At 59.0% G+C, this 25,395-nt stretch carries 24 protein-coding genes; 13 read left to right on the forward strand and 11 right to left on the reverse strand.

Annotation, left to right across the window (positions count from 1 at the left end; all coding sequences use genetic code 11):
- Positions 1–150: 150 nt before the first annotated feature.
- Positions 151–1,326 (reverse strand): cyanate transporter, encoded by a 1,176-nt coding sequence (locus OU800_RS08290; RefSeq protein WP_268182770.1) that lies wholly within the window; start codon positions 1,324–1,326, stop codon positions 151–153.
- Positions 1,323–2,225 carry a DMT family transporter gene (locus tag OU800_RS08295; RefSeq protein WP_268182772.1) on the reverse strand — a complete coding sequence of 301 codons (903 nt, stop codon included), beginning with the start codon at positions 2,223–2,225 and terminating at the stop codon, positions 1,323–1,325. Before OU800_RS08295 ends, OU800_RS08290 begins: the two co-directional genes overlap by 4 nt.
- Positions 2,226–2,310: 85 nt before the next feature.
- On the opposite strand from OU800_RS08295, the gene OU800_RS08300 reads away from it, so the two are divergent.
- Positions 2,311–2,814, forward strand: a complete 504-nt coding sequence (locus tag OU800_RS08300) for a MarR family winged helix-turn-helix transcriptional regulator (RefSeq protein WP_268182774.1) — start codon at positions 2,311–2,313, stop codon at positions 2,812–2,814.
- Between the two features lie 134 nt (positions 2,815–2,948).
- On the opposite strand, the gene OU800_RS08305 is transcribed toward OU800_RS08300, so the two are convergent.
- Both OU800_RS08305 and OU800_RS08310 read right to left on the reverse strand, forming a co-directional pair.
- Positions 2,949–3,722 (reverse strand): SDR family oxidoreductase, encoded by a 774-nt coding sequence (locus OU800_RS08305; RefSeq protein ID WP_268184240.1) that lies wholly within the window; start codon positions 3,720–3,722, stop codon positions 2,949–2,951.
- Positions 3,722–4,051, reverse strand: a complete 330-nt coding sequence (locus OU800_RS08310; RefSeq protein WP_268182776.1) for a nuclear transport factor 2 family protein — start codon at positions 4,049–4,051, stop codon at positions 3,722–3,724. The genes OU800_RS08305 and OU800_RS08310 overlap by 1 nt, the downstream gene beginning before the upstream one ends.
- A gap of 116 nt (positions 4,052–4,167) precedes the next feature.
- Between OU800_RS08310 and OU800_RS08315 the strand changes: the two genes are divergently transcribed.
- From OU800_RS08315 to OU800_RS08330, 4 genes are all read left to right on the forward strand, one after another.
- Positions 4,168–5,085: a LysR family transcriptional regulator gene (locus tag OU800_RS08315; protein WP_268182779.1), complete on the forward strand. Its 918-nt coding sequence runs from the start codon at positions 4,168–4,170 to the stop codon at positions 5,083–5,085.
- A gap of 266 nt (positions 5,086–5,351) precedes the next feature.
- A complete protein-coding gene (locus OU800_RS08320; protein ID WP_268182782.1) occupies positions 5,352–5,930 on the forward strand; it encodes a TetR/AcrR family transcriptional regulator in 579 nt (192 codons plus the stop codon).
- 22 nt (positions 5,931–5,952) lie between these two features.
- Positions 5,953–6,246, forward strand: coding sequence for a YciI family protein (locus OU800_RS08325; RefSeq protein WP_268182785.1), 294 nt, complete (start codon positions 5,953–5,955; stop codon positions 6,244–6,246).
- 4 nt (positions 6,247–6,250) lie between these two features.
- Positions 6,251–6,856: a DNA-3-methyladenine glycosylase I gene (locus OU800_RS08330; RefSeq protein ID WP_268182787.1), complete on the forward strand. Its 606-nt coding sequence runs from the start codon at positions 6,251–6,253 to the stop codon at positions 6,854–6,856.
- Positions 6,857–6,964: 108 nt separating this feature from the next.
- Here OU800_RS08330 and OU800_RS08335 read toward each other — a convergent pair whose 3' ends face one another.
- The 7 genes from OU800_RS08335 to OU800_RS08365 form a co-directional block, all read right to left on the reverse strand.
- Entirely contained in the window at positions 6,965–7,414 is a 450-nt protein-coding gene (locus OU800_RS08335) for a carboxymuconolactone decarboxylase family protein (RefSeq protein ID WP_268182790.1), read from the reverse strand.
- Positions 7,415–8,025: 611 nt separating this feature from the next.
- Positions 8,026–8,328, reverse strand: a complete 303-nt coding sequence (locus OU800_RS08340) for a LasR-specific antiactivator QslA (RefSeq protein WP_268182793.1) — start codon at positions 8,326–8,328, stop codon at positions 8,026–8,028.
- Positions 8,321–8,563, reverse strand: coding sequence for a hypothetical protein (locus OU800_RS08345; protein ID WP_268182795.1), 243 nt, complete (start codon positions 8,561–8,563; stop codon positions 8,321–8,323). The genes OU800_RS08340 and OU800_RS08345 overlap by 8 nt, the downstream gene beginning before the upstream one ends.
- A gap of 426 nt (positions 8,564–8,989) precedes the next feature.
- Positions 8,990–9,964 carry an IS110 family transposase gene (locus OU800_RS08350; RefSeq protein WP_268179870.1) on the reverse strand — a complete coding sequence of 325 codons (975 nt, stop codon included), beginning with the start codon at positions 9,962–9,964 and terminating at the stop codon, positions 8,990–8,992.
- 480 nt (positions 9,965–10,444) lie between these two features.
- On the reverse strand, positions 10,445–12,772 hold the full coding sequence (locus tag OU800_RS08355) for an AAA family ATPase (RefSeq protein WP_268182796.1): 2,328 nt from the start codon (positions 12,770–12,772) through the stop codon (positions 10,445–10,447).
- Entirely contained in the window at positions 12,747–13,421 is a 675-nt protein-coding gene (locus tag OU800_RS08360) for an ABC-three component system middle component 1 (RefSeq protein ID WP_268182798.1), read from the reverse strand. The genes OU800_RS08355 and OU800_RS08360 overlap by 26 nt, the downstream gene beginning before the upstream one ends.
- The gene (locus OU800_RS08365) at positions 13,414–14,640 is read right to left on the reverse strand and encodes an ABC-three component system protein (protein ID WP_268182800.1); all 1,227 of its coding nucleotides are present in this window, start codon (positions 14,638–14,640) and stop codon (positions 13,414–13,416) included. The genes OU800_RS08360 and OU800_RS08365 overlap by 8 nt, the downstream gene beginning before the upstream one ends.
- A gap of 332 nt (positions 14,641–14,972) precedes the next feature.
- Here OU800_RS08365 and hrpA point away from each other — a divergent pair, with 332 nt between their 5' ends.
- The 8 genes from hrpA to cyoE all read left to right on the forward strand — a co-directional run bounded on the left by hrpA (position 14,973) and on the right by cyoE (position 25,296).
- Positions 14,973–19,016 (forward strand): ATP-dependent RNA helicase HrpA, encoded by a 4,044-nt coding sequence (gene hrpA, locus OU800_RS08370; protein WP_268182802.1) that lies wholly within the window; start codon positions 14,973–14,975, stop codon positions 19,014–19,016.
- Between the two features lie 63 nt (positions 19,017–19,079).
- Entirely contained in the window at positions 19,080–19,343 is a 264-nt protein-coding gene (locus OU800_RS08375) for a hypothetical protein (RefSeq protein ID WP_268182804.1), read from the forward strand.
- Entirely contained in the window at positions 19,340–19,915 is a 576-nt protein-coding gene (locus tag OU800_RS08380) for a DUF6436 domain-containing protein (RefSeq protein ID WP_268182806.1), read from the forward strand. Before OU800_RS08375 ends, OU800_RS08380 begins: the two co-directional genes overlap by 4 nt.
- Positions 19,916–20,460: 545 nt before the next feature.
- Positions 20,461–21,381, forward strand: a complete 921-nt coding sequence (gene cyoA / locus OU800_RS08385) for a ubiquinol oxidase subunit II (protein ID WP_268182808.1) — start codon at positions 20,461–20,463, stop codon at positions 21,379–21,381.
- A gap of 2 nt (positions 21,382–21,383) precedes the next feature.
- On the forward strand, positions 21,384–23,372 hold the full coding sequence (gene cyoB / locus OU800_RS08390; RefSeq protein WP_268184242.1) for a cytochrome o ubiquinol oxidase subunit I: 1,989 nt from the start codon (positions 21,384–21,386) through the stop codon (positions 23,370–23,372).
- 2 nt (positions 23,373–23,374) lie between these two features.
- Positions 23,375–24,004, forward strand: a complete 630-nt coding sequence (gene cyoC, locus OU800_RS08395) for a cytochrome o ubiquinol oxidase subunit III (protein WP_268182810.1) — start codon at positions 23,375–23,377, stop codon at positions 24,002–24,004.
- Positions 24,005–24,340, forward strand: a complete 336-nt coding sequence (gene cyoD / locus OU800_RS08400; RefSeq protein ID WP_268182813.1) for a cytochrome o ubiquinol oxidase subunit IV — start codon at positions 24,005–24,007, stop codon at positions 24,338–24,340. It abuts the gene before it with no gap.
- Entirely contained in the window at positions 24,340–25,296 is a 957-nt protein-coding gene (gene cyoE, locus OU800_RS08405; RefSeq protein WP_268182816.1) for a heme o synthase, read from the forward strand. The genes cyoD and cyoE overlap by 1 nt, the downstream gene beginning before the upstream one ends.
- The last annotated feature ends 99 nt before the right edge of the window (positions 25,297–25,395 follow it).

Below are 25,395 nucleotides of genomic sequence, written 5' to 3' on the forward strand. Positions count from 1 at the left end.
TTTCCCGTAGGGTGCGCTGTGCGCACCGCGTTCTTGCTGGGGCGAATCGGTGCGCACGGTGCACCCTACGGCTCAGCACCATGGGCATGCCGGCAAGTCGTGTTGCCAGGCATGGCATGGTGGACTACTCGCCACGCTCGTGAGGCCGCCCTACAGGCCATGAATGGGGCGGGTGTGGAATTGCCCGCTACCCGGAGCGAAGCGGGCGGCCATGGCCATCAGCACCAGGGTGGCCACGGCCATCGCCAGCCAGCTCAGGCGCAGGTCGGCGGTGTACTGGCGTAGCAGGCCTGCCAGGAATGGAGCCGTGGCGGCGATCAGGTAGCCGCCGCCCTGCACGAAGGCCAGCAGGTCGCCGGTCTGCCTTGGGTCGTCCAGGTGATCCTGGGCCACCACCAGCGACAGCGGGAACAGCGCGCCGATGCCGATGCCCAGCAGCAAACAGATCGGCACCGCCAATTGCAGAGGCGCGAAGATCAGACCCAGCAGGCCAGCCAGCAGCGATAGCAGTACCACGCCCAGCAACACGCGACGATCCGGGTAACGTGGCAGCAGGCTCGATGCCAGCAGACCGGCGAACACCTCGCATAGCGTCAGTGCCGCCAGCAGCAGGCCGCTCGACTGCGCGCTCCAGCCCAGCGCCGTGTAGTAAGGCGGCAGCCAGGCCAGCACCAGGGTATAACCTGCCGTACCGACCCCGAAGAAGCTCATCAGCAGCCAGGCTCTGGGCGAGCGCCAGACGTTCAGGTGAGCCGCGTTGCCCGATGCCGCCACAGCTTGTCTCGGTGCGGCGCGTAGCCAGAGCGCGGCCGCCAGCAGAGCGGGCAGTGCCCAGCCAGCCAACGCCCATGACCAGCCCAGCGACTGCGCCAGCCAGGGCGTCAGCGCCGCACCGAAGGCCGCACCGCCCATGATCGCGCAACTGTAGAAGCCGATCAGGCGGCCACTGTCGGCCGCGAAGCGTGACTTGATCAGGCCCGGCAACAGGGCCTGCACGAAGGCGATACCGGCACCGGCCAGCAAGGCCGTCACGATTAGCGTGGAGGCGTCTGGCCGCAGGCCACGCAGCAGGCAGGCAAGGGCGATCAGCAGCACGCCGAGCAGTATCCCGTTGCCTTCTCCCAGACGTTCGCGCAACACCGCGGCGGTCAGGGCGCCGAGCCCCATGATCACCACCGGCAGGCTGGTCAGCAGGCTGGCACCGATATGATCCAGGCCGGTATCGAGCTGGATGCGGTCGAGCAACGGGCCGATGGCGGCCAGCACCGGGCGCAGGTTCAGGCCAAGCAGAACGATGGCGATCAGCAGCAGGCTCTGACGCTTCATGCCTGGGCCTCCTTCGCGCCACGCCAGGCCACCAGCAGCACGCCGCCGACGATGCACAGTGCCGCCAGCAACAGGCTCAGGCTGCCTTGTTCGCCGAGCAGGCCGATGGCGATAGCGGCGCCGGTGATCGCTGCCACCGAACCAATCTGGCTGAGGAATACCGTGCCGGCCAGGTTCTGCAGGATGAAGAACAGCGCGTAGACCGCTGCGAACAGCACCATCTGCGCTGCCAGCAGAGCTACCGCCAGTGTGCTGTCCAGGCGTGGCGAGAAATCTACGCCGAACAGCGTCGTGACGATCAGCAGCAAGGCACCGCCCAGCAACATGCCGGGCGCCAGCGACAGGGGCGTGGCGCCGCTCGGCCAGTAGCGGGCCCGGTAGATGTTGCCCAGCGCCAGGAACAGCGGCACGCTCAGCGCAGCGAGCACCCACAAGATCGGGCCATCACCGCCATGCAATTTGCCCAACGCCAGTATCAGACTACCCGACAAGCCGATGCAGATGCCCAGCAGGCGGATGCGGCTGAGCCCCTCCATGCGCAGCGCCAGGGCCAGCAGGTAGGTGAACAAGGGCGGGAAGGCCAGGCACATCGAGGCGAAACCAGCCCCGACATGGCCGATGGAGCTGAACAACAGAGCATTCGGCACGGCGATGCTGAGCAGCCCTGACGCCAGGTAATAACGCTGTTGCGGCAGGCTCATGCCGGGCCGCTCGCCGCGCCACCAGGCGAACAGCAACAGCAGCAGACCACCGCCGGACAAGCTCCACAGCAGATAGGCCATCGGCTGCCAGCCGATGCTGCCAGCCACCTTGACCAGATTGCTGGTCAGCCCCATCAGCGTGCCGATGCTGAACAGCAGGGCCAGGGCCAGAAGGGGTCGATTGGGGTTGCCGGACATGCAGATGCCTCCTTGGTGTAGATACGCTACGATGGCAACATTCTTTTTGAAAAGTATCTTGATGGCAAGATAAATTGAGGGCGACATGCAAGACCGCGCACAACTGGCCGCTGAACAGTGGCAACGACAGCGGCCCGACCTGGATGGCTTTTCCATGGCCGTGATCGGGCGTTTGGGTGAGCTCAGCCAGGTGATCAGCCGTGATCACCTGCTGCCGTTCTTCGCCGAATACGGCCTGCAGGCCGGCGAATTCGACCTGCTTGCCACCCTGCGCCGCGCGGGCGAGCCCTATGCCCTGATGCCCACTGCCTTGTACGAGAGCGCGATGATCTCCTCGGGCGGCATGACCAGCCGCATCGACCGCCTGGAAAAGGCCGGGTTGATCGAGCGGCGCAAACACCCCAGTGACCGCCGTGGCGTGCTGGTGGCGCTGACCCCGGCCGGTTTCGAGCTGATCGACGGCATGCTCGCAGCCCATGTGGCCAACCTGCAGCGCGTGCTCTCAGGATTGACCGCCGACGAGCAGCGCACGTTGCATGAATTGCAGGGCAAGTTGTTGGCGGGGTTGGCTGAGCGGGAAGGGGCGTAGTTCGATGGCTCCCACGTTCCGGTGTGGGAGCCAGCCCGTGACGCTCTGCGTCACAGCGCAGCACGCAACTGCGCGTGGCGGACGCAGAACGCGGGAACGATCAGCCAGTCTCCGTGCTAACGGTGTAGAGCCTTCTAAACCGTCGGCACCGTCCCGCCATCGATGACGAACTCACTGCCGGTGATGGCCGCGGCGCGTGGGGAGGCGAGGAAGGCGATGAGGTCAGCCACTTCGTCCGGTCTGGATGGACGGCCGAGCGGGATGCCGCCCAGGGCCTGCATGATAATTCGCTTGCCGCCTTCGTAGTCGGTGCCGGCTTCCTGCGCCAGCCGCTCGGCCAGGGCGACCGATGCTTCGGTTTCGACCCAGCCTGGCGACACCCGTACCACCCGAACGCCCTGGGGTGAAACCTCTTTCGACAGGCTCTTGCTGTAGGTGGCCAGCGCCGCTTTGGCTGCAGCGTAAGCGGTGGTGGCTTCCGCCAGGGGCAGGTGGCTCTGGATGGAGGTCACATGGATGATGACGCCCGCCTGGCGTGCCAGCATCGCCGGGAGCAGAGCACGATCCAGGCGTACGGCGGGCAGCAGGTTGAGATCGAATTCGCGCTGCCACTGGGCCTCGTCCAGCACCGCGAAGCCGCCGGCTGGGGCCGATGAGCCGCCCAGCACATGGACGATGATGTCCACCTTGCCCAGGCGTGTGCGGGCACCCTCGATCAGGGCATCGCAGCCTTCGCGCGTCGACAGGTCGGCCTGAATGAACAGCTCGTCCGGCAGATCCGTGTTCGCCTGGCGCGCCGAGGTCAGCACCCTGGCGCCTTCCTGAAGGAAGCGGCTCACTACCGCGCGGCCGACGCCCTTGGTACCGCCTGTGACCAGCACATGCTTGCCGCTCAGCTCGAGGTTCATCACGGTGCGATCTCCAGCGAGCTGATCCGGCCATCCGTTAGCGCGAATAGATGCTTGAGCAGCACCGGGCTGCCGGGGAAGTCACCCGTTACGCGCGCGGTGACGGTCAATGCCTCGTCTCGTTGCGAGGCATCCACGGGCTCGACGCGGTAGCTGAAAGCCTGTCGTGCCTCCCGTTGCCAGGCCACGATGGCATCGATGCCCTGGTGCGTGCGTTTTTCGTCAGTCACCCTGGCATGCGCATGGAAGCAGGTGGCAAGGCGCGTCGCGTCGCCGCCATTGCTGATGGCGAAATAGGTGTTCACGGCTTCGGGCAGGTGCAGGTTCATGGCCTGATTTCCTCTCGTAGTGGGTGGGGCGCTACGGGAGTGATCTTGCTGCCCGATGGATAATTTGCTCAACTGGGACAAAGTTAATGACCTGTCCCTGATTTCAGGATAATCCAATGGCAGACCCGCGCCTGGGCCTCAACGAGTTGGAAGCGGTGCTGGCCGTGGCGCGGCGGGCCTCGTTCCGCCAGGCCGCCATCGATCTCGATGTGTCCACCACCGCCTTGAGCAACACCATCGCCAAGCTGGAGGCCAGCCTGGAAACCCGCCTGTTCAATCGCACCACGCGCAGTGTGTCGCTGACCGAGGCTGGCGCGCTGTACCTGGAACAAGTCGGGCCGGCGCTGCAGGACGTGCGTGCGGCGCTTGATGCGGTGCGCTCGCACAACGCCGGGCCGGCCGGCGCACTGCGCATCAACGCGTTCGCCAGTGCGGCCCGCTCAACCCTGATGCCGCTGGTGCTGGAGTTTCTGCAGCGTTACCCGAACGTGCACATCGACCTGGTGACCGAAGGTCGCCTGGTCGATATCGTGGCCGGCGGGTTCGACCTCGGGGTGCGCGCGGCGAACCTCGTGCCCAGCGACATGATCGTGATCCCCCTCGGGGTGCCGCAACGCTACGCAGTGGTCGGCACACCGGGGTACTTCGAGCAACATGGGCGACCGTGCACCCCGGCGGACCTGCTGCGCCATGCCTGCATCCGCATCCGCCTGCCGAACGGTGCGATCTACCCCTGGCAATTCGAGCGGGCAGGGGAGGTGACGAGGCTCGATGTCAGCGGGCCGCTCACGCTCGATGAGCCCGGCGTGGCCAAGGCGGCGGTACAGGCGGGGGTAGGGCTCGGCTTCTTCATGGAGCATGACGTGCAGGGTGAAATCCAGGCTGGTCAGTTCGAGCGGGTGCTGGAAGGCTGGACACCACCTCGGGATCGGCTGTGCCTGTACTACCCGAACCGCCGTAACCCGTCTGCAGCGCTCAAGGCCTTCACGGCCCTGGCGCGGGAGAACTTGGCCGGCAAGGGCGAACGGGGCTGAGTGCCAGACGATAGAAGCAGCCTGTCTTGCCAAGGGCTATCGATGGCTCTTGGCCTGCGTCTTCGGGTGTGAAGCGAGGTGGACAAGCTTCGCGTTGTCCACCCTGCCCGAGACTTCGCCGTAGGGTGGATGGCGCCTTTTTCATCCACCGTTGCGGCGGATGGCCGAACGACTTCAGTCTTGACCGATTAGGATGAGTGTCCTAATCTCGCTTCATGATTAGGTCGTTTGTCCTATTGGCGCGAGGCTGATACTGAATGACAGGCATGACTACCCGCGAGCGCATCGTCAATGAGGCGGACAGGCTGTTCTATGAGCGGGGCTATGAACACACCTCCTTCGCCGACATCGCCGATGCCGTGGGCATATCCCGTGGCAACTTCTACTACCACCTCAAGAGCAAGGACGAGATTCTGGATGCTGTCATCGAAAAGCGCATGACAGCCATATCAGAGATGCTTCGGGCATGGGAGAACGAGAGCAGTTCTCCCTCCGAGCGCATCAAGCGCTTCATCCTCATCGTGATCACGAATCGGCCGCAGATCATTCGCCATGGTTGCCCAGTCGGCACGCTCTGTAGCGAGCTGGCCAAGCTTGGCCATCCAGCACAACCGCAATCCAACCAGCTATTTGCCCTGTTCCGCTCCTGGTTATGCCAGCAGTTCGTTCAACTGGGGCATGAGGCTGATGCCGATTCGCTCGCGATGCATGTGTTGGCATTCAGTCAGGGCGTTGCAGTGCTCGCCCATGCTTTTCAAGACGAGTGTTTCGTCGAGCGAGAGGCTGAGCGCATGTGCGCATGGCTGGACGCTGTCGCCGGCGAAGCAATGACCAAGACCGAGTGATCACTTCAGGGAGAGCAGTCCCATGTTCATCGTGTTCCTAAGGTTTTCAGCCAGGCGTGATCAGGCTGGTCAGTTGATGCAGGCTCACAAGGAGTGGTTGGCGCGCGGATTCGACGACGGCGTTTTTCTCTTGGCCGGCAGCCTGCAGCCGCAAGCCGGTGGGGTGATTCTGGCCAGTGGGGTTACGCTAGCTCAGCTCGAGGAGCGGCTCAGCAGCGATCCGTTCGTGGTGGAGGACGTCGTGCAGACGGAAATCGTAGCGATGACCCCCTCCAAGGCAGATCCTCGACTGCAGTTCTTGCTGATGGGGAGCTGAAGCCATGAACCAGACCATCGTTGGCGCCGACGGGCTGCATCGCTGCCGCTGGTGCGCTGCAGCACCTGAGTTTCTCAGGTATCACGACACGGAATGGGGCTTCCCTGTTGGCGATGACAGGCGCTTGTTCGAGAAGGTCAGCCTCAAGGCCTTCCAGTCGGGCCTTAGCTGGCGCACGATCCTGGCCAAGCGCGATAGTTTCCGCGCTGCATTCCATGGCTTCGATTTCAAGCGAATCGCCCAGTTCGATGACCGCGACGTGCAGCGGCTACTGCAAGACCCGGGTATTGTCCGCCATCGAGGCAAGATCGAGGCGGTCATCAACAACGCGCGCCGTGCCTGTGACCTCGTTGAAGCGGAAGGGGCGTTAGCCTCCTTCTTTTGGCAATACGAGCCCCGTACTGTCGGCTCGACCGAACCTCAGAGCGCCTCGTCATCTGCCGAATCGGTGGCGTTATCCAAGGAGCTGAAGCGACGAGGCTGGAAGTTCGTGGGGCCTACGACCGTCTATGCATTCATGCAGGCCATGGGACTGATCAACGACCATGCAACTGACTGTGCGATCAGGGCAGAAGTTGAGCGTGCGCGGCAATCCTTCAGCAGGCCCTAGCAGACCGTTGAAAAACCAGGCGAGGGAGCGAGCGGCGTTCCGATCCACTCTACTGGCTTCCTGTCGACATGGTCGGATATCTCCAGAAAACCTTGCTCTGATGCCGGCTCACGCCTTCGCCGCAGGGCTCAAGCGAAAGCTGACACCCATGCGGTTGAACGCGTTCATGGCTGCGATAGCTGCCGTGAGGTCGACCAGATCTTTCGGGGTGAATGCGGACGATGCTGCCGCATAGGCCTCGTCAGAAACATGCGTTTCGCTGACCATGGTCACCTCTTCCGTCCAGGCCAAGGCGGAACGTTCCTGGTAGGAAAACAGGTGCGCGGCCTCATGCCAGACTGGCACTAGCATCAGTTTTTCTACCGACATACCTCCCTTGATCAAGTCTCGTGAATGGATATCGATGCAGTGCGCGCATCCATTGATCTGCGATGCCCGCAAGAACACGAGATGTATGAGCTGAGGCGGCAGGTTCGTTCCGGTGGTGACGTAATGGTGCAGTCCTCCCAGCGCTCTAGCAGCACCGGGTGAAGCCTCAAACCAGTTAAGACGAGCCATAGAGCAGTACCTTTTGAAGATGGAGAAGTCAGTAAGGTCTGCTCCTATTAAGACAACTAAGAGGCTCAAGGTATTGATCCAATCAAAGACTTAATGAGTGGTCCACTTTGCGGAGTTCCCCTTGTGCGTGTTCTGATGATGCAGCGTGGAGCGGCTGCTCTTCTGTTCGGCGTCCATCGATCAGCCATCGGCTTAGGGTGAACGCCGTGATACTCGGGCTTGCGGCTGTAAGAAACGTCTTGTGCGTCGCCCGGTGCTTGCCCAGTCGTTGTGAGCGGTGCATGCAAAAAACGATGGCTCCCACGCTCCTGCATGGGAGCAATCCCGTGGCGCTCTGCGTCACAGCACAGCACGCAACTGCCCGTGGCGGACGCTGGAGCGTCGAGGGCGGAGCGTGGAGCGATCAATGGCTCTTGGGCCGTGTCTTCAAGTGAGGCGAGGTGGACAAGCTCCGCGTTGTCCACCCTACGCCTTGGTTTCACCGTAGGGTGGATGACGCTTTTTCATCCACCGTTGCGGCGAGTTTCTGGGCTAATTGTTCAGCTTTGTGAGCGGTGCACACAAAATTCGTTGCTAAATGAAGAGGCGAGGGCATGCCCTCGCCTGAGTCGTTACAGCCGCAACTCCGTCCGCAAGGCCTGATGCTCGCCGCCCAATGGCGAGCACAGGCGCTGGTGGATGCGGCTGAGAAAACCCAGCTCGAAGGCATGGCGCTGCGCACCTGGCGGGTATAGCTGCCGTTCCATTAACAGATTGGCCCACAGCCAGGCGCTATTGGCGTTGTCCAGCCAGGCCTGCGCGGTCTGCACACCATGGTCGAAGCTCACCTGGCAATCTGCATTCCAGCCGAAGCTGGCAGGCGGTTGCCCATCATGGCTGGGCAGGTGGGTGAGGTAGCGTTGCAGTTCAATCATGCTCGGCCCTCCCGGCTGCCTGGGTGATGGCTCGGCGGTAGAGCACGATCAACTCGCTGAGCAGCGCGCTGGTGGTGCTTGCCAGCTCTGGCTCCGGTATTCGACGCAGCAGCTTGGTCAGCAACGCTGCGCGGTACTCGGCTGCTGCCTGCAACGGGCACTCGTCGGCCACATGGCTATGCAAGGGATTGCGTGGTGTGGGGAAGGGGATAACGACGGATTCAGACTTGGTCATGCAGCACCTCCAAAACGGAAGTCGACACGACAGCCAGCAGCCCAGGGCGGAGCCCTTGGGTAAAAGGGGGATAGTGCATTTTCCTTATGCTCCTTCGTGGATTTAAGGAGCCGCGTTCCATTCGCTACCACACGAAATGGAGGCGGACCGTGCAAGGGTGGTAGACCGACCCACGAAGGACGCCGGCCAGGCCGAAGCCTGCCTCACACGGCCCGCCATAAATGCGCGAGAAAACAGCAGGCACAAAAAAAGCGCCTGCTCTCGACTATGGCGCTACCGCGCCTTCGTGTGAATCGGGCTACCACACCCGGTCACGGGATTGACCGTGACGGGGCGGACTGTAGCGCGGGTGAGGGGAGAGGGCAAGGTGGGGAGTGGCTGCCGTCGTGCGCTTAACCTCATAGCGTGTAGATACCGTCTTACCCGTCATCTCGCAATGGCTAGCTGCGGGTCAAAGGGTTTGCCGGATTTGAGTACGCCGTAAGCGATGCAAAGCAGCTTGCGCATGGCCGCGCAGACGATCTGTTTGCCGGCCTTGCCTCGTGCCTTTAGCCGCTTGGCCATCGCTCGGATCGCGGCGTTGTGGGTCAGGGAGACTACTGCTGGCAGGTAAAGCCCTGCACGTAACACTGAAGAGCCCATCCGCGATATGCGCACATGCCCTTTGTGCTTCCCCGAGTCCTGCAGCTTAGGGTTCAAACCTGCAAAAGCCGTAACATCGCGACTGTCACCGAAACGTTGCATGTCGCCCAGCTCTGCCAGCAGCAACGTAGCGGTTCTGTCGGCAATGCCATCGATGCTTTTAAGCAAGTCGCGCTGGCCTCGTAGGTCATCGTTGTCATCGAAGTGCTGCTTGATCGCTTTCAGCGTCTCAGCGATCTGCTGGCGAATATGCTCAAGTACCGACCGAATCGACGCAGCGACTTTGACATCGCTGGTCACGTCCAGACGGTTCTGTTCCATGCGCTCCAACTCCTGAAGATCCTTCAGACGATGATTCAGGGCTTTGAGGCGCTTGATCTCCGGTTGCTCGGGCTTCCAGGCACGCAACTTATGCTGATGCAGATGGCCATAATCGGCAATCAGCTTGGCGTCCACCTTGTCGGTCTTCACGCGCTGCAACTGGCTGCGGGCATAAAGCGCAATCTGCGTCGGATTCAATACGCAGATCTTATAGTCATGCTCGTACAACCATTCAGCCAGCGCTTCGTGATAGATGCCGGTCGCCTCCATCACGATCCAAGCCTGCGGTTCAGCATGCTTGCCCAACCATTGCAGCAGAACTTTAAAGCCCTTCGGGTCGTTGCTCAGCTTGGCCTTGGTGCGATGCTTGCCATTGGCCTGAAGGGTCGCGATGTCGAAGGTGTGCTTGGCGATGTCGATACCCACAACTGTGCTCATCTCCTCCTCCTTTGGGTAGCTGATCGTCACTGCATCCGTCCAACCTTGTTTATGCGAGCTCGAGGCTCTGGATACCGTTCGGACTTACTGGATGAGTGCGGAGGAGCGCAGCGCAATCTACGTTACAGGCTCAAGGCTTCAGGGCGTACTCGGCTTGCAACTCCTCCCCCGATGATCAGTCGGGAACCATAGCCTCACTGAAAGGCTTTGGTCGAGATACAAGGGCGTACTCGCGAAGCAGTACGCCAATGAAATTTCGAGCGCTCCTAGTGCTGTAAGGCTTGGCAGGCCTGGCGGACTGTTCGCCGTCGCTCCTGAGTCCAGCCTATGCGCGGTAACGCGGTGTGGAGAACAGGGCAAGGTGTGGGGTGGCTGCTATCGGCCAGAAGCGAGTGGGGACAGATAAATAAATCTATCCCCATTTTGCTTTTTTGAGTCCTTGGCCGTGAGATGTGTTGGCTAGAATGTCGCTTGCTCCAACTAACGGGGCTCTCTGCTAAGAGCTTGCATATTGAACGTTAGAGGTAATAGGTCGGCTCTTGTGAATCGATACCTCATATACGAGGAGATGTCATCTTCGTGAGATGAGACAATCAATTGCCTATCTTTGAGTTCGCAGCGTAGAAGATCTGTCAAAGATGCAATGTTTACCTCGTCCAGGGATTGAGATGGATCGTCGATCATGATTATGGGGACGCCTGAGTAGACTCTATTCAATGAGAGGAAAAAGGCGAGACTCAATGCCGATATCTGGCCAGAGCTCATGGATAAGATTGCATCGTGATCTGAATATTCAGCAGTCGCAAATCGAAGTTGATTGCCGTCTTTGCTTTCAATGAATAGCCCAAGTCCGCGCTGATAGTTCTGAATCAGTCTTCCGCTGTATACGTGGAAGACCAGTTCTATTTCAGATATTGTCTGGTCGGAGTAAGCTTTTTCTACTCGTTCCAAGGTTCCGCGCAAGGATGCAATTCGTTCCTTGATTCTGGTTGTCGCTTTATTCTCCTTTCGGATAGTGTCCAGTCTTTGGGTAATGCCTATCAGTGTTGTGCTCTTTGCTTCGTTTGCTTTAAGTGAAATGTACTTTAGTTTTGTCTCTAGCGCGTCGCGCTCCAGTACATAGAAATCAGTCTCGTCTTTGAAAGCGGTGGATATTACAGAGCTCCACTGATCTGGAATGTCTGCAACTTCTTCTTGCTTTTGAGCGCGAAACAAAGCAATCAAATCCGCTAACCGCTTCTCCTCCTCCTCAGGATCTACCGTGTACGTGTCTGGGTAGAGTATCCCTCTTTTGGTAAGCTGGTTGCCGAGATCTTGTATTCGTTGAATTATCTCTTTGTGCCGACGAAGCACCCGGTGAAGATCTGGATCATAGTTTGATTTTTCAAACTTTAGATCGCTATTTACACGCGCAGTCAAAACTGATATTGCCTTTGCTATCGATTCGATTACCTGTACAAGTTTTTTACCGTCCTCGCTTAGGCTTTCAGATAGCTTTTGGGCTCTTTTCTCTATTGCAGAGAGTAACTCTTCATGCGACTTCCAATCCTGCGAACAAAGTGGGCAGGTATTGTCATTAGGATAAATTTTGAAATGATTTTCGAGGAGTTCTTTTTTTAGCTTGCTAATTTCGGCAATAGCTGCGGCGTTCGCTGCTGAGGAAGAGTTTAGTAGGTCACGACTTTTAATCTGCTCTTCAAGGTCGAGAAACTCGTCAGGTTGCCAGCCAGGAGTTGTACGGATTTCATCAAATCCAATGCTTGCTGCACCCTTTTCCAGCGTTGACAGAGATAATGACAAAAAGTCGATATTGGATTTTGTTACTGATAGAGCAGCGAGCTCTCCTGTGGTCTTGCCAACTTGGATTAGAGCTCGTAACAGATTGTTGTTTTTGGAAATGTAGGTCTCGATTTTTTCATTGGATATTCTAATCTTGATGGCTTGCTTTAAAGGCAGTAAATCGATTATGTTGCGTATCTCTGTGACATAATTGTCGTGAATCTCTTTTGAGTATCCAGAAAATAATACTTCCTTGTCCCAGCTCGGTTGAATGTCGGCAGTGCTAAGCTTCTCGTATGTGACACCTTCTAGCCCGTTCTCTAGCATTGCGCGGAGTGCTTGACTTTCTCTATCAAGCCGAGACTCTTCTTCCAGGCGATCTTTGCTGAGTCTCTGAGTTAATTTCTTTTCCAGGCGCTTACACTTGTTAATTTCTGCAACTATAGCGCCTGATTGGATTAGGCTTTCAAGCGCCTTCTTTCGGTTATTTAGGCTGGTCGAAAAAAGATACTCATTCTGGCCTTGCTCTAGGTAGTTCAGAAAGGAGTAATTTTCTTGGAAATTTTGTCCAAAAAGCTCGGATATTAAATCATCGCTTTTCAGGTTCTTATCAGTGAAGTCGGTTGATTCAAAGTTGTCTAGCTTATAGAGTTTGAATAGCGAGAAATCGTTTGCCTTATTTTTGTCTTTTGGCCAGAGACTTTCGCTTGGCGCATGTCTGGCGAGAACTATTTTTTCATCGTTTGACTTAAATTCAATTTTTATGTGGAGGTCATTGCCTTGAGAGCGCGCATTCCAGAATAAGTTGTCCTCATACCTTTTCTTCGTTCCAATCATTACTTTATCGAAAAGGCGCTCAATTCTCGCTATTTTTCCTGTCAGGAGCAGTTCGATAGCATCGAAAATACTGGTCTTCCCGAAGCCGTTTGGGCCATCTAAAGTTAAGAGTGAGGCGGACTCTAGGTTCAGAGATATATGTTTAAATGCCTTAAAACTGGCAATCTCAATCCGGGATATTTTCCAGTTCATTTTTAATCAATTCCTTGATTAGGTCGTCTGTGGCAATGTCATCAGTGTTGTCTAGATCTTGCACTTTTTTATAAAGCTCTGTTAGGTCTGATTCTGCTACTGCAGCTTCTGCCTGAAGCTTTAATGGAACGAGCTCGCGCTTTTCATGGTTCAGTATGAGGAATGGGATCTTTATAAATATTTTTGCGGCAATACTGTAAGTGGATGAGGAAAGGGGAGAATTCTTGTAAGAGTCAAATTGGCTCTTGTCTGATATGGTTTGTAGGAGGTCGGCAAACTTAAATCCAGTTAAGCAATCCTCCTCCTCTTTAGTATAGTAAAGGACGTACTTCTTGTAGTGGTACGCGTCTTCTTCAATTGCAAAGATTCTATTTTCTAGCTCTTTGAATTCTGAGAGTTTCTCTAGTCGTAGTAGGCAAATTAAGTCGCAGTTTTTCTTGAAGGCGGGGTGCTCGACGAACTCTTTAGGGGCGCCAAGAGAGGCTGCTTCATTTAGTGATTCTGGAGGCTGCAACTCTGTCATTTCATGCACAATCGCGAAGCGGGCTGCTTCCCCATGCAGGCGAAGAAAATAAGAAGAGTGCTCTGACTCATGAACTAAAGAGAACGCCTGCTCAGTTAATGCATTGCTGATTATTCCTTTAAGCATTTAGCTTTCCTTCTGCCTCCGGTTTTGTTATTACATTGATGGTTAGTTCGCGAGTGATCTTGTTGTCTTGGTCTTTCGATTCGTACTTTGGGTCTGAACCATCATTCTCTATGATCTTTGTCTCGACGCAGAATGAATTGAGAGCGGAAAAGGCAATCAAATTGCGGTATTCGAAAAGGAGGGGTTGCAACCTTCTGTTGTTCTTCATCTCCTCCCTGATCCTGTCTACGCATGCGCGGCATTCACGATCGCTTAATAATGTTAGCGCTGTCGGTAGATAGAAGTTTGAGTCAGAGTCCATATAGTGCGGCAGACGCTGGAAAATGGGGTCGATACAAAAACCCTGTATTAACTCAGAATATCTTCCGATGTCTTCGTGTTGTATCTTTGAAAAATTTTCGGAAGGCTTCATGACCTGGCAGAGACGTTGGAGGTCTTCTGAGTTTAAGTTGTGCAGGTATGAGAATAGATCTTGAGCTCGAAAATACTGCTTATCATTTATTTCTGGTAACAGGTCGTCAAGTGTTTTTTCGAGGTGGTCGAAGAGGTTCTTTCTTAATTCTGTTGCAAAGTATTCGATATCATTTTGAAGTCCTTCGGATAAGAGAGCGGCTAGAAGTTTGGAAGCGTGTATACGGTTCTCGAAAGCCGCCTTGTTCTCAGAAATTCCATCGTTCTGATTTATCTTATGTATTTCTATGGCCTTGCTACTGATGCTTTCCGAAACTAGGCTATAATTTTGGTCGGTGAGGCGTTCGCTTGGTGGAAAGCCCTTGGTGTCATTAAATATAGTTCTTATGAGCTGTTTTGTGAATTCTTCTATTTCACTGAGTCCGCAGTGCCTTTGGCCGTTGTACTCATAAAATTTTACTGTTTCACCGTTTTCTGGTTTGTAGTCCGACGTGTCGTCTATGCTTACGGATACATGGAAGTACCGATTGGTTCCGGCTTTTCTATGATCATCAATCTCTGCGGATTTTTTTAGTGCTTTGGTGTAGCTGCCTCTGGTTGATCCAACTTTGGCTTTAACTTGATGGGCGCTAAGAAGTTTACCGTCTTTATATATTGCAAAGTCATCGGTACTATCTAGCTGCAGTTCGAAGTCTCTCTCGCCCTCAATTATCAATTTCAAAGAGTGATAAAGCGCGACCTTTCCCTGATATACAAACCCACTCCATGAGGAAATTGCGCTATTTGGCTCAGTTAATTTGCTCAACATGGAATCCCTTCGGTGGCTGTCTGATGTCGCGATGATATCATTATGGGTGTGCGTGCCAATTACCGCTTTGGTTGTAGATCAGGAAGAGAAGCTTGGTCTTCAAGGCGGCGAGGAGGTCATCAGGTTAAATCGTGACGGGTTTCGCTCCACTCAACCTTTCCTACAATTGATCGAAACCGTCAACGTTGCATACTCGCTAAGCAGTACGCCTTTGTTCTGGCCGGTGGACTGTTCGCTGGCGCTCCTGAGTCCACCCTACGAGCGTGCTCCCGGCAGCGGGCAGGGCTCGAATCTGCGACAATCCCGCCTTTGCCCTGATTGCCCCGATCCAGATGACTGACCTCGCCACGCTGCAGAACAACCTCGACCACGTGATGATAGCCGAGCGCCATCGCTTGCGCCGGCAGTTGCATGAGCTGCAGAAGCACCCCGACGAGGCCAAGCTGGCGCAGTGGCTGGAGCGTTTTCAGGCGTCCAGCGACAAGGTGGCGGCGCGGCGTAGCAGTATCCCGGCGATGCGCTATGACGATGCGCTGCCGATTGCCGCCAAGCGCGACGAGATCAAGGCCGCGCTGGAAAAGAGCCAGGTGGTGGTGATCGCCGGTGAGACCGGCTCGGGCAAGACCACGCAGTTGCCTAAGATCTGTCTGGAAATCGGCCGGGGCGTGCATGGCTTGATTGGCCATACCCAGCCGCGCCGGCTGGCGGCGCGGAGTGTGGCGACGCGGGTGGCCGAGGAAATCGGCACGCCGCTGGGCGAGTTGGTCGGCTATCAGGTGCGTTTCGAGGATCAGAGCAAGGACGGCACGCTGATCAAGCTGATGACCGACGGCATCCTGCTCGCCGAAACCCAGCACGACCGCTTTCTGGAAAAGTACGACACGATCATCGTCGACGAGGCGCACGAACGCAGCCTCAATATCGATTTTTTGCTCGGCTACCTGAAGACTCTGCTGCCGCGTCGCCCGGATCTGAAGCTGATCATTACCTCGGCGACCATCGATCTGGAGCGTTTTTCCAAGCACTTCAACGACGCGCCGATCATCGAGGTGTCCGGTCGTACCTACCCAGTGGAAACCTGGTATCGCCCGCTGGCGGCCGAGGTGGACGAGGAGGGGGAGCGTCTGCTCGATGACCTGTCCATCGACCAGGGTATTCTCGCCGCGCTGGACGAGATCGCCGAGCACGAGCGCAGCGTGGGCAAGCGCCCCGGCGACGTGCTGGTGTTCCTGCCCGGCGAGCGCGAGATTCGCGAGGCGGCGGAGGTGCTGCGCAAGGCCAATCTGCGCCACACCGAGGTGCTGCCGCTGTATGCGCGGCTGACGCCGGCCGAGCAGCAGAAGATTTTCGCGCCCATGGCCGGGCGCAAGATCGTGCTGGCCACTAACGTCGCCGAAACCTCGCTGACCGTGCCGGGCATCCGTTATGTGATCGACAGCGGCACCGCGCGCATCAGCCGTTACAGCTACCGCGCCAAGGTGCAGCGCCTGCCCATCGAGCCGGTGTCGCAGGCCAGCGCCAACCAGCGCAAGGGCCGTTGCGGGCGGGTCGAGCCGGGTATCTGCATTCGGCTGTACAGCGAGGAAGATTTCCTCGGGCGCCCGGAATTCACCGACCCGGAGATTCTGCGTACCAACCTGGCGGCGGTGATCCTGCAGATGCTGCACCTGCGCCTGGGCAGCATCGAGGACTTCCCCTTTATCGAGCCGCCAGACGGCAAGGCCATCAGCGACGGCTTCAACCTGTTGCAGGAGCTGTCGGCGGTCAACCGCGAAAGCCAGCTCACGCCCATTGGCCGGCAACTGGCGCGCCTGCCCATCGACCCGCGCCTGGGGCGCATGGTGCTGGAAGGCGCCAAGCAGGGCAGCCTGGAGGAAATCCTTATCGTCGCCGCCGCGCTGTCGGTGCAGGATCCGCGTGAGCGACCGATGGATCGCCAGCAGGCCGCCGACCAGGCCCATGCGCAGTGGAAGGATGTGGACTCGGACTTCGCCGCGCTGATCAACCTGTGGCGCGGCTTCGAGGAGAAACGCCAGGAGCTGGGCAGTAACCCGCTGCGCACCTGGTGCAAGAAGAACTTCCTCAACTATATGCGCCTGCGCGAGTGGCGCGACGCGCACCGGCAATTGGTGCTGATCGCGCGTGACCTGCAGTTGATGGGCAAAGGTGCAGGTAAGGTGGATAACGCGTCCGCCAAGGTGGATGGCTCCGGCCATCCACCCTACGAAAAGGCTCAAAACCCGGCACCGACCAAGGACACCCGCGTCAACGCCATCGCCCGCCAGCAGGCCGAGGCCAGCGAGGCGGCGGTGCGGGCGAAGAACTACGCTGCCGTGCACAAGGCGATTCTCGCCGGTCTGCTCAGCCAGATCGGCCAGAAGACCGAGGAGGGCGACTACCTCGGCGCGCGCCAGCGGCGTTTCTGGATTCACCCGTCCAGCGTGATCGGGCGCAAGAAGCCCAACTGGATCATGGCCGCTGAACTGGTGGAAACCACCAAGCTGTTCGCCCGTATGGTGGCGAAGATCGAGCCGGACTGGATCGAGCCACTGGCGGCGCATCTGGTGAAGAAGAACCATCTTGAACCGCATTGGGAGAAGAAGCGCGGCCAGGTGGTGGCCTACGAGCAGGTCACCCTGTACGGCATGATCATCGTCGGTCGCCGCCCGGTGCATTACGGCCCCATCGACCCGCCGGTGGCGCGCGAGATGTTCATTCGCGAGGGCCTGGTGCGTGGCGAGATCAACAGCCGCGCACGTTGCCTGACCGCCAACCGCCAGTTGCTGGAACGCCTCGACGAGCTGGAGGCCAAGTCGCGCCGCCGTGACATTCTCGCCGACGAGGAAACCCTGTTCGGCTACTACGACGCGCGCATCCCGCAGGACATCTACCAGGCCGCCAGTTTCGAGAGCTGGTACAAGAAGGGCAGCGCGGCCGATCCGCAACTGCTGATCATGCGTGAGGAGGACGCCCTGGCCCGTGATGCCAGGGAGGTTACCGCTGCGCAGTACCCGGACACCCTGCGCATCGGCGAGCTGCAACTGCCGCTGTCCTATCACTTCGAGCCCAACCACCCGCGTGACGGCGTGACCCTGCGCGTGCCGGCGCCGCTGTTGCCGCAACTGCAGCCCGAGCGCTTGGAATGGCTGGTGCCGGGCCTGCTGGAAGCCAAGTGCGTGGCACTGGTGCGTGGCCTGCCCAAGGCGCTGCGCAAGAACTTCGTGCCGGTACCGGACTTTGTCGGCGCGGCGTTGGACAAGCTGGTATTCGGCCAGGGTTCGTTGCCGCAGGCGCTCGGCCAGGAGCTGCTGCGCATGACCGGCGCGCGAGTGTCCGACGAGGCCTGGGCGGAGGCGGCTGAAAGCATCGAAAACCATCTGAAGATGAATATCGAGGTGGTGGATGCGCGGGGCAAGTTCCTCGGTGAAGGCCGCGACCTGGCCGAACTGACCGCACGTTTCGCCGAGGCCAGCCAGGCCGCGTTGGCCATCCCGCAGCAGAGTGACAAGCCGAAAGCGGTGGAGGCCAAGGCCTTCGCCCAGGTGGCCGAGAAGGCGCAGCAGAAGATCGCCGGGCTTTCCATGACCGTTTACCCGGCGTTGGTAGAGGAGGGTGGGGTGGTCAAGGAAGGGCGCTTCCCGACCCAGGCCGAGGCCGACTTCCAGCATCGCCGTGCGCTGCAACGCCTGCTGCTGCAGCAACTGGCCGAGCAGGCCAAGTTCCTGCGCGGCAAGCTGCCGGGGCTGACCGAGCTGGGTTTGCTGTATCGCGATATCGGCCGCGTCGAGGCGCTGGTGGAGGACATTCTGCTGGCCAGCCTGGATGCCTGCATCCTCGACGGCGAAGCCACGCTGCCACGCGATGGCGCGGCCCTGGCGCAACTGGCCGAGCGCAAGCGCGGCGAGTGGACGGCGCATGCCGAGCGTATCGCTCGCCTGGTGCTGGAAATTTTCAAGCTCAACCATGGCCTGCAAAAACGCTTCAAGGGCAAGATCGACCTGGCCCAGGCCATGGCGCTCAACGATATCAAGCAGCAACTGGCCAATCTGGTCTATGCCGGCTTCGTGCGCGAGACGCCGGGCGAATGGCTCAAGGAGATTCCGCGTTATCTGAAGGCCATCGAGCAGCGCCTGGATAAGGTCGGTGCGCAGGTGCAGCGCGACCGCGTGTGGACGGGCGAGCTGACTGGCTACTGGGAACAGTACCAGGCACGTGCTGCCAAACATGCCCAGGAAGGCAAGCGTGACCCGCAGCTCACGCTGTATCGCTGGATGCTGGAGGAATACCGTGTGTCGCTGTTCGCCCAGCAACTGGGGACGAAGATGGCGGTATCGGACAAGCGCCTGAACAAGCAGTGGACGCTGGTTGAAGGTTGATGATCGGCGCTCGTCCCGGCGCTGGGGCGAGCCAACCACTGATGAATGCGGAAACCGAGAAAGATGAGTGCAAGTGAAGAAAAATCGGGGCTGGGGCGCCGTGGCTGCCTGGGCCTGTTTTTGGCTGGCCTGGCCTTCGTGGTGCTGATATTCGCCGGGCTCATCTACATCATGACCCGCCCCCAGGATGGCGAGATAGAGGCCGGCGAGCATGCGGCCATCGAGGCCTGCTGGAAGAGCGCGCAGGCCACCGAGCGCAGCTTCACCGAGGAAAGTTGCCAGGAGATGGAGAAGCAGTTCCTGCGCAAGTTCGGCCATCAGCCATGAAGGTGCTGCAACGCCTGAGCTTCAAGCACCTGGTGGTGGGCTTCTGCGTGCTGGCGCTGGGGATCGTGGTGCTGATCTGGTGGCTCAGCGGCGCCGCCTATCTGCGGCCTTATGCCGAGCAGACGGTGATCTTCGGTCAGGGCGAGTTGAAGCTGCCGCCCGAGCTGGCCGGGCCCGGCTCCATCCGCGTGGTGCACTTCTGGGACCCGGACTGCCCCTGCAACGCGGAAACCGACGCGCACCTGCGTTACCTGATCGGACTGCACCGCAATGCCGATGTGGCGTTCTACAGCGTGCAGAAGCCGGGTAGCCAGGGTGAGATCGCACCCTTCCTGCGCGGGCGGATGCAGCCCTTGCCCGGCATCGAGGGCATGGAAGCGCTGCCGGCCAGCCCGGCCCTGGCCATCTGGGATCGCGACGGCAAGTTGGCCTACGCCGGCCCCTACAGCGAAGGGCTGGTGTGCAACTCCAGCAACAGCTTCGTCGAGCCGGTACTCGATGCCCTGACCCAGGGGCGCCATGTGTCCCTGGCCAGCGGCCTGGCGGTGGGCTGTTACTGCGCCTGGCAGTAGCTGGGGCTGCCTGCACCTCGGGTGGTGGATGTTGTGGCCCGGATGCAATCCGGGGCGCTTTCAGGTGTGCTCCTCGGAGGCCAAAGCCTATCGCGAACGAATTCGCGCCTACACAAGCGCAACGCTTGCATCTGGTAAATTTCGATTCCCATATTTCTTGTAATGTCAAGAGGCGTGGCTGTTCTCGACGCCGGCAAATTACATGTCATTGATTCCTGTCAATTCGCTGACAAAAGGCTCTAAATCGAGGGTGTGATCATTTGTCGCACCCTTGGCTTGTTTGCGGGGTACTTGCCGGCAAGTGTTTCAAAACTTTGCGCATATGTTGCGAAATATGTATTCCAGGAGCCGGCAGCAGCCTCATGAATAGGCTGCTAATCAATTGTGCGAGGGATTCACAGCCTTCAACATCGGTCTATCCCACGGTTCTACCGCTTCGCTTGCACGGATGCTCGAGTTCTTGAGCATCCGTTGGCGGCCTTTTGCTCGATGGGCCGCACGGCGTTGGCGCCGAAAGTGGGCATCACTCAGTTGAAGGTCGTGACATGAAAGAAGAGAAGTACCATCGTTTGGTGCGCTGGTTGGCGATGGCGATTGCCTGCTCAGCGCTCGGTGGATGTGACTGGGCACTGTTCAACTCGAAAGGGCAGATCGGTGTCGAGCAGGGCAACCTCATCCTGATCTCCATTGGGCTCATGCTGATCGTGGTCATCCCCGTGATCGTCATGACCTTCTGGTTTGGCTGGCGCTATCGCGAGTCGAACGAGAAGGCCACCTACATGCCCGACTGGGCGCACTCGCACAAGATCGAACTGATCGTCTGGGGTGTTCCGCTGATCATCGTCGCGGTTCTGGCGGTCATCATCTGGAAAACCTCGCATTCGCTCGATCCCTATCGCCCGATCGATTCGGACAAGCCGGCGCTGAACATCGAGGTGGTCTCGCTCGATTGGAAGTGGCTGTTCATCTACCCGGATCAGGGCATCGCCGTGGTCAATGAACTGGTCATCCCAGAGAAGACCCCGGTGACCTTCCACATCACCTCCGACACGGTGATGAACGCGCTGTCGATCCCGCAACTGGGCGGCATGATCTACGCCATGGGCGGCCAGCGCACCCAGCTCAACCTGATCGCCAACGAGCAGGGCGAGTTCTTCGGCCAGTCCGGCAACTTCAGCGGCGAAGGCTTCTCGGCCATGCGCTTCACCACCCACTCGGTCAGCGACGATGCCTTCGCGCAGTGGGTCGACAAGGTCAAGCAATCCCCCGAGGTCATGGACTTCGCCACCTTCAAGCAGGTGGGGGAGCCCGGCGAGATGGTCAACCATCGCTATCCGATCTACCCGGTTCGTTACTTCGGCCAGGTCGAGCCGAACCTGTTCAACAAGGTGATCGGTCAGTACGTGGACCTGAAAGATTCTCACAGCACGGCCATGACTGATGGCGCTGCGGAGGTGCAGGAATGAATATCCTTGGAAAACTGACTCTGGATGCGGTGCCGTATCACGAGCCGATCATCATGATCACCCTGGCCGTGGTGGCACTGGGTGGTCTGGCGCTGTTCGCGGCGGTGACCTACTTCAAGAAGTGGGGCTACCTGTGGAAAGAGTGGCTCACCTCGGTGGACCACAAGAAGATCGGCGTGATGTACATCCTCGTCGGCCTGGTCATGCTGGTGCGGGGTTTCGCCGACGCCATCATGATGCGTACCCACCTGGCGATGGCCCACGGCGACGGCCAGGGCTACCTGCCGCCCGAGCACTACGACCAGATCTTCACCGCGCACGGCATCATCATGCTGATCTTCGTGGCCATGCCGCTGGTCACCGGCCTGATGAACATCGTCGTGCCGCTGCAGATCGGCGCGCGTGACGTGGCCTTCCCCTACCTGAACTCGCTGAGCTTCTGGCTGTTCGTCGGTGGCGCGCTGCTGATCAACCTGTCGCTGGGCCTGGGCGAGTTCGCCAAGACCGGCTGGGTGGCTTATCCGCCGTTATCGGGGATTCAGTACAGTCCAGGCGTGGGGATGGATTACTACATCTGGAGCATGCAGCTATCAGGCCTGGGGACGACCCTGACGGGGGTCAACTTCATCGCCACCATCCTCAAAATGCGTGCCCCAGGCATGAGCCTGATGAAGATGCCGATCTTCACCTGGACCATCCTGGTGACCTGCGTGCTGATCTGCGGCGCCTTCCCTCCGCTGACCGCGACCCTGGCGATGCTGTCGCTGGATCGCTACCTGGATTTCCACTTCTTCACCAATGAACTGGGCGGCAACCCGATGATGTATGCCAACCTGTTCTGGGTCTGGGGTCACCCGGAGGTGTACATCCTCATCCTGCCGGCGTTCGGCGTGTTCTCCGAAGTGGTGGCGACCTTCTCGCGCAAGACCCTGTTCGGCTATGCCTCGATGGTCTGGGCGACCGCGGCCATCGGCGTGCTGTCGTTCGTGGTGTGGCTGCACCACTTCTTCACCATGGGTTCGGGGGCCAGCGTCAACGCCTTCTTCGGCATCATGACCTCGATCATCGCCATCCCCACCGGGGTGAAGATCTTCACCTGGTTGTTCACCATCTTCCGTGGCCGTCTGCAACTGAACGCCATGACCTGGATGACCCTGGGCTTTCTGGTGACCTTCTCCATCGGCGGTATGACCGGCGTGCTGATGGCGGTGCCGGCGGCGGACTTCGTGCTGCACAACAGCCTGTTCCTGATCGCCCACTTCCACAACGTGATCATCGGCGGTGCGGTGTTCGGTTACCTGGCCGGCATCATCTACTGGTTCCCGAAAGCCTTCGGCTACAAGCTGATCGACCGCTTTGGCCGTTACTCCTTCTGGTGCTGGCTGATCGGCTTCTACTTCGCCTTCATGCCGCTGTACGTGCTGGGCTTCATGGGCATGACCCGTCGCCTGAACCACTTCGACAACCCGGCCTGGGTGCCGTGGATCGAGGTGGCCGTGGTCGGCGCCGTGCTGATCGGTATCGGCATCGTGTTCACCATCGTGCAGTTCGTCACCAGCTACCTCAAGCGCAAGGAAAACCGCGATGTGACCGGCGACCCCTGGGATGGCCGTACCCTGGAGTGGGCGACGTCCTCGCCGCCGCCGTTCTACAACTTCGCGGTCATCCCGACGGCGGACAAGATCGACGCCTTCTATGAAGCGAAGAAGAACGGTGTCGAGCTGATGCCGGTGCCGGAGCAGTACGAGCCGATCCACATGCCCAAGAACACCGGCAACGGTGTGGTGGTGGCCGGTTTCATCATCGCCTTCGGCTTCGCCATGATCTGGCACATCTGGTGGCTCGCCATCGTCGGCCTGGTCGGTGCCGTGGCCAGCTTCATCGTGCGTTCCTACGACGAGGACATCGACTACTACGTGCAGCCCGAGGAAATCGCGCGCATCGAGCAGGCGCATCGTCAAACCAAAGCAAACGCAGTCGTACAGGCATAACCATGAGCGCTTACGAACCCCATTATTCACACGACGCTCATGGCCACGATGGTCATGAGCACCACCACGACACCAGTGGCATCAAGCTGTTCGGCTTCTGGGTCTACCTGATGACCGACCTGCTGATCTTCGCCACGGTGTTCGCCACCTTCGCGGTGCTCAGCAATGCCTTCGCCGGTGGCCCCACCGCCAAGGAGATGCTGCGCCCCGGCCTGCACCTGGTGCTGGTGGAAACCTTCGCCCTGCTGTTCTCCAGTATCACCTACGGCATGGCCATGCTAGCCACCTACCGCGGTGACAAGGGCGCGGTGCTGCGCTGGCTGGCGGTCACCTTCCTGTTCGGTGTGAGCTTCATCAGCATCGAGCTGTACGAGTTCCGTCACCTGATCCATGAAGGGGCAGGGCCGCAGGTCAGCGCCTACTGGTCGGCGTTCTTCACCCTGGTCGGCACCCACGGCCTGCACGTCAGTGCCGGCCTGCTGTGGATGCTGGTGCTGATGTTCCAGGTCGGCACTCGCGGCCTGACTGACACCAACAAGACCCGCGTGGGGCTGCTCAGCCTGTTCTGGCACTTCCTCGACGTGGTGTGGATCTGCGTGTTTACCGTCGTCTACCTGATGGGGGTGCTGTAAATGGCTCACCAAGACAATCACGCCGCCCACGCCGTGGGCTTCAAGGATTACCTGACCGGCTTCATCCTCTCGGTGATCCTCACGGTGATTCCCTTCGCCCTGGTCATGCACCCTGAGCTGCTGGGCCTGAGCCGTGGCGTCACCCTGATCACCGTGGTGCTGTTCGGCCTGGTGCAGGTGCTCGTCCACCTCGTGTACTTCCTGCACATGAAGACCGACGCTGAAGGCCGCTGGAACGTGATTTCGATGATCTTCACTGTGCTGATCATCGCGTTCGTGGTCGGCCTGTCGGTGTGGATCATGTGGAGCATGCACTATCACATGATGATCAACTGATGCGTGCGCTCCTGAAGCAGTACCTCAACCTCGCCAAGCCGGGCATCGTCTTCGGTAATCTGATTTCCGTGACGGGCGGTTTCTTCCTGGCTTCGCGCGGCGATGCGAATCTGGCGCTGTACCTTGCGACAGCGCTGGGGGTTTCCCTGGTGATCGCCTCAGGCTGCGTGTTCAACAACTACATCGACCGCGACATCGACCAGAAGATGGAGCGCACCCGCAACCGGGTGCTGGCGCAGGGGCTGATTTCCCCTGTGCACGCCATCGTCTATGCCTGCGTGCTCGGGGTGGCGGGGGTGGCGTTGCTGTACACCGCCACCAACACCCTGGCGGTGATGCTGGTGCTGATGGGCTTTGTGGTCTACGTCGGCCTCTACAGCCTGTGGCTCAAGCGTGGCTCGGTGTACGGCACCCTGGTCGGCAGCCTGTCCGGGGCGGCTCCGCCCGTGGTTGGCTACTGCGCGGTGAGCAACGAGTTCGATGCCGGCGCGGCCATCCTGTTGTTGATCTTCAGCCTGTGGCAGATGCCGCATTCCTATGCCATCGCCATCTTCCGTTTCAACGACTACCAGGCCGCGAACATCCCGGTGCTGCCAGTGATCAAGGGCATCTCGGCTGCCAAGCGGCAGATCGTGCTGTACATCGCCGCCTTCGTGGTGGCGACCTTGATGCTGACACTCAGCGGCTACGCCGGCTATAGCTACTTCGTGGTGGCTGCCTTGAGCGGTGCCTACTGGCTGTGGATGGGCGTTTCGGGCTACAAGGCCGCCGATGATCGCGTGTGGGCGCGCAAGCTGTTCATGTTCTCCATCGTCACCATCACCATGCTTAGCGTGATGATGTCGGTGGACTTCGCCGCCACCCCCGACCAGGTGCTGATGACCTCCATCAACCACCTGTGCAGCCAGTTCGCCAGCAGCGCACAGGGCTTCTGCGCGGTGGTCGCCGGTATCTGAGAGCGTAGGGTGGATGTCGCTCTTTACATCCACCACATGGTGGATCGGTGAAGCGTGATCCACCCTACGGTTGCACTGTCATGGCCGTCGTAGCCGCGA

Origin of the sequence: Pseudomonas sp. GOM7 (assembly GCF_026723825.1) — a bacterium.
Classification (GTDB): domain Bacteria; phylum Pseudomonadota; class Gammaproteobacteria; order Pseudomonadales; family Pseudomonadaceae; genus Aquipseudomonas.

Coding starts and splice junctions, on each gene's coding strand:
- OU800_RS08350 (WP_268179870.1), bottom strand. CDS start 9,964: ATGAGCACAGTTGTGGGTATCGACATCGCCAAGCACACCTTCGACATC.
- OU800_RS08365 (WP_268182800.1), bottom strand. CDS start 14,640: ATGTTGAGCAAATTAACTGAGCCAAATAGCGCAATTTCCTCATGGAGT.
- OU800_RS08345 (WP_268182795.1), bottom strand. CDS start 8,563: ATGACCAAGTCTGAATCCGTCGTTATCCCCTTCCCCACACCACGCAAT.
- OU800_RS08375 (WP_268182804.1), top strand. CDS start 19,080: ATGAGTGCAAGTGAAGAAAAATCGGGGCTGGGGCGCCGTGGCTGCCTG.
- OU800_RS08290 (WP_268182770.1), bottom strand. CDS start 1,326: ATGAAGCGTCAGAGCCTGCTGCTGATCGCCATCGTTCTGCTTGGCCTG.
- cyoA (WP_268182808.1), top strand. CDS start 20,461: ATGAAAGAAGAGAAGTACCATCGTTTGGTGCGCTGGTTGGCGATGGCG.
- OU800_RS08300 (WP_268182774.1), top strand. CDS start 2,311: ATGCAAGACCGCGCACAACTGGCCGCTGAACAGTGGCAACGACAGCGG.
- cyoD (WP_268182813.1), top strand. CDS start 24,005: ATGGCTCACCAAGACAATCACGCCGCCCACGCCGTGGGCTTCAAGGAT.
- OU800_RS08340 (WP_268182793.1), bottom strand. CDS start 8,328: ATGATTGAACTGCAACGCTACCTCACCCACCTGCCCAGCCATGATGGG.
- cyoE (WP_268182816.1), top strand. CDS start 24,340: ATGCGTGCGCTCCTGAAGCAGTACCTCAACCTCGCCAAGCCGGGCATC.
- OU800_RS08305 (WP_268184240.1), bottom strand. CDS start 3,722: ATGAACCTCGAGCTGAGCGGCAAGCATGTGCTGGTCACAGGCGGTACC.
- hrpA (WP_268182802.1), top strand. CDS start 14,973: ATGACTGACCTCGCCACGCTGCAGAACAACCTCGACCACGTGATGATA.
- OU800_RS08320 (WP_268182782.1), top strand. CDS start 5,352: ATGACTACCCGCGAGCGCATCGTCAATGAGGCGGACAGGCTGTTCTAT.
- OU800_RS08310 (WP_268182776.1), bottom strand. CDS start 4,051: ATGAACCTGCACCTGCCCGAAGCCGTGAACACCTATTTCGCCATCAGC.
- OU800_RS08330 (WP_268182787.1), top strand. CDS start 6,251: ATGAACCAGACCATCGTTGGCGCCGACGGGCTGCATCGCTGCCGCTGG.
- cyoC (WP_268182810.1), top strand. CDS start 23,375: ATGAGCGCTTACGAACCCCATTATTCACACGACGCTCATGGCCACGAT.
- OU800_RS08295 (WP_268182772.1), bottom strand. CDS start 2,225: ATGTCCGGCAACCCCAATCGACCCCTTCTGGCCCTGGCCCTGCTGTTC.
- OU800_RS08360 (WP_268182798.1), bottom strand. CDS start 13,421: ATGCTTAAAGGAATAATCAGCAATGCATTAACTGAGCAGGCGTTCTCT.
- OU800_RS08315 (WP_268182779.1), top strand. CDS start 4,168: ATGGCAGACCCGCGCCTGGGCCTCAACGAGTTGGAAGCGGTGCTGGCC.
- OU800_RS08355 (WP_268182796.1), bottom strand. CDS start 12,772: ATGAACTGGAAAATATCCCGGATTGAGATTGCCAGTTTTAAGGCATTT.
- OU800_RS08325 (WP_268182785.1), top strand. CDS start 5,953: ATGTTCATCGTGTTCCTAAGGTTTTCAGCCAGGCGTGATCAGGCTGGT.
- OU800_RS08335 (WP_268182790.1), bottom strand. CDS start 7,414: ATGGCTCGTCTTAACTGGTTTGAGGCTTCACCCGGTGCTGCTAGAGCG.
- OU800_RS08380 (WP_268182806.1), top strand. CDS start 19,340: ATGAAGGTGCTGCAACGCCTGAGCTTCAAGCACCTGGTGGTGGGCTTC.